The organism is Stieleria sp., from assembly GCF_041595215.1.
Taxonomy (GTDB): domain Bacteria; phylum Planctomycetota; class Planctomycetia; order Pirellulales; family Pirellulaceae; genus Stieleria; species Stieleria magnilauensis.
On record NZ_JBFHKV010001036.1, the window covers coordinates 1 to 3,041 of the forward strand.

Here is a 3,041-nt window from a genome sequence, read left to right on the forward strand (position 1 = left end):
CCTCTTTCAGCATCCCGCCCATGGTGTACGACAGATTCGACCAATTGACGTAACCGGATAAATCCATTGCGACATCGCCTTGACGGTTGGATCGATGACGCCGCCAGGCATCGGTTTCGTTTTCACGCAGTCGCGTCAACTCGGCAAAGTCGATGCAGTGATCGGAATTGAGATCGATCTCCCGCAGTAACGATTCGCCGGCCTGTTCGATCTCGGTCGGATCGAGTTTTCGGTCTTGGTTTCGGTCGATGGCTGCATACAGCGGCGAAGCCGAACGGTTGGTCCAACGAAATGCGTCGGTCCCGAACAGGCGAAACGCTTGCGAAACATTGGAATCACGAAAGAGGAACCGAACCAACTCTTGCTCGTCGACCCGTTTGTCTTTGTTGCGGTCGTAGCGTTTGATGAGTGCTTGTTGTTGAGACTCGACGCGTGAGGCGGTTTGCCCGAAGGTAGCGGGGTCGCCCGCGACGTGTTCCAGTAGCTGATCCCAGCCAATCGCATCCTCATCGGACTTTTTCAACGTCGCCCGCACGGAAGCAAGTTTCTCCGCAAACGCGTCGTCCAACGGTTGGTCGTCGACCCACACGTCCAAGTCGACCAACAAGGGGCCTTTCGACGTCGGCAGCCATAGACGGTAGGCGGCTCGAGGTTCTTCGGTTGAATCGGGCTTGTCAGCTGAATCGGATACCACTTCATCAGCCGAACCTTCGTCCAGCGCGGCGTCGAGCTGATTTGCAACGTCCGCACTGACGTCTGCTCCAGCAACTGCCTCGTTTTCCGCTGAAGCGGGATCCGCGGCGACGGGATCAGACTTGACCGCGTCGTCGTCTTGCTCGCGTTCGGTTTCGGACGTTGGCGACGCATCGGGGGACAGGACAATGGCAGGCTCAACGGTTTTTTCCACCGTCCCATCGGGCGTGGTGATCGTCTGGGACGGCGATCGTTTCGGCCCACGATCGCATCCGGCCAGTGCGATCGCCGCTGTCATTGCGGTCGGGATCAGAAACGATCGACGCATCAGCGTTGCAAGACCGCTCCGGCGTTGTCCTGTTCGTGGGATCACAACAACACCTGATCGATCGGGTTGCCCTCGGCGATCGCGATCGGCCGGCCGCCTTCGGCAATGTTTTCGCTTTTCGGGTCCACACCCAACGCTTTGCAGAGCGTCGCAAGCAGGTCTTGCTGATCGATCTTTCCGTCAATCACTTCCATGCCGTCAGCGCTGGTGGCGCCGAAGGCCTGTCCGCCGGCGACGCCTCCGCCGGCCAGCACGCAGGAGAACGCTTGGGGGAAATGGTCTCGTCCGCCGTTGGAATTGATCGCGGGTGTGCGTCCGAACTCGCCCGCCCAAAGGATCGTCGTTTTTTCGAGCAACCCGCGATCGGAAAGTTCCGTCATCAACGTCGCCCAGCCGGCGTCCAGCTGTTCACTCAGCCGTTGAACCAGTTCAAAATTGTTCGCATGCGTGTCCCAGCCCAGCCCATCGCCCAACGTGACTTCGACCAGCGGAACACCGCGTTCAATCAACCGCCTGGCCATCAAACAGCCTTGCCCAAACGTGCCACGTCCGTAGGCTTCGCGCACTGTGTCCGATTCGGCAGACAGATCGAAGGCGTCTTTGGCGTCGCTGCCCAACATGTCGATCGCCGACCGATACACCGTGTCTTGGGCGATGATGTTGGGGGCGTTTCGCGTCTTCAAGTACGACGCCTGCATCGATTCCCAGAGCGCCAACCGGCGTTCAAAACGTTCCGAGTCGACGAAACCATGTGGCTGTAAATGATCGACACGCAACTGGGCGAAGTTGCCCGCCGCCGGTGGCCCTGAAACACTGACGGAGGTTGCGGCGAATTTGGGACCCAAAAAACCGGGACTCTGCGAGCCGCGGGCGAAGGGTCCCGGCGCGACCGTGACGTAGTGGGGCAGCTTGGAATCGGTGTTCCTCAATGATTTCGAAAGCGAGCAGCCGATCGCCGGGTAGCGGACCGGGCCACCGGCGATGTGACCGGTGCGCATCACCGTGGTGCCGCGCTGGTGGTCGCCTTCCTTGGTCGCCATGCCACGCAGGATCGCCAGTTGATCGGCCTGTTTGGCCAGTTGGGGAAGGTGTTCGCTGAACCGCAGTCCCGGTACGGCGGTCGCGATCTCTTTGAAGGAGCCGCCGTTCTTGTGCTTCGGCTTCATGTCGAACGTGTCGAGCTGGCTGGGACCGCCCGACATCCAAAGCAACACGCAGTGGCGCTGATCGTTTTCCGTCGCCTCACCGGCGACCGCGGCGATCGATTGCAGCAGCTGACTCATCCCGATCGTCCCGCCGATGGAAACGGCGCCGGCGATCGTCTGACGGCGATTGAATGCGGGGGATTGGAACATTTCGATCTCGATGTTGGGTGTGCGGTCTCGTTCCCAGGCGGAACCCGCGAATCAGGGGAACATTGCCCCGCGCTGCCTCTCCTACGGACAAACAAAACACTCGGCGGTGTTGAGCAAGATCCAAGTCAGATCACTCAGCCGCGCCGAGGAAGACGGGGAGGACGCTTCGGCGGATGCTTCGTTTAAGTAAGCCAGAAACTGTTGCAGTTCGGTCTCGCTGGGCGGTCGAGACAGACAGGCCAGGAACAGGGTTTCAATTCGATCGGAATCCGAAAAGAATGGTGCTTCCATCGACGCGATCAGACCGCTTTGTTCTTCCGCGGTCGCGACCAGCATCTCCGGGCCGTTCATCATGCCCAGCACCTGAACGACGCCGTGCGGATAGTCACTCGGCGCAGCCTCGGGGGCTTTCATGCGGCGAAGGAATTCGTCACGAACCGCTTGTTCGGCTTGCGGCGAATCCATCGCTGCATTGAACCGCCCAAGCAACACGTTTTGATGAAGACTGTCGAAGTACTGGGACGCCGAAAGGGTTTTGACATTCATCGCGGCGAAAGCATCCGCCCGTGGCCGCTGGCCTTCGCTGATCGCGCTGGTCCGATGGTAGGCCTGCGTGCGGGTCAGCATGCGATAAAGCTCACGCAAGTCAAAGCGGTGTTCCACCA

General features: G+C 60.0%; 2 protein-coding genes and 1 pseudogene. All 3 read right to left on the minus strand.

Annotated elements, in window-relative coordinates:
- The coding region (locus ABX749_RS27705; protein WP_372898880.1) for a hypothetical protein at positions 1–1,021 on the minus strand (1,021 nt) is incomplete at its 3' end.
- A gap of 41 nt (positions 1,022–1,062) precedes the next feature.
- Positions 1,063–2,376 (minus strand): DUF1501 domain-containing protein, encoded by a 1,314-nt coding sequence (locus ABX749_RS27710; RefSeq protein ID WP_372898881.1) that lies wholly within the window; start codon positions 2,374–2,376, stop codon positions 1,063–1,065.
- A gap of 81 nt (positions 2,377–2,457) precedes the next feature.
- A pseudogene (locus ABX749_RS27715) lies at positions 2,458–3,041 on the minus strand (hypothetical protein); the annotation flags it as partial.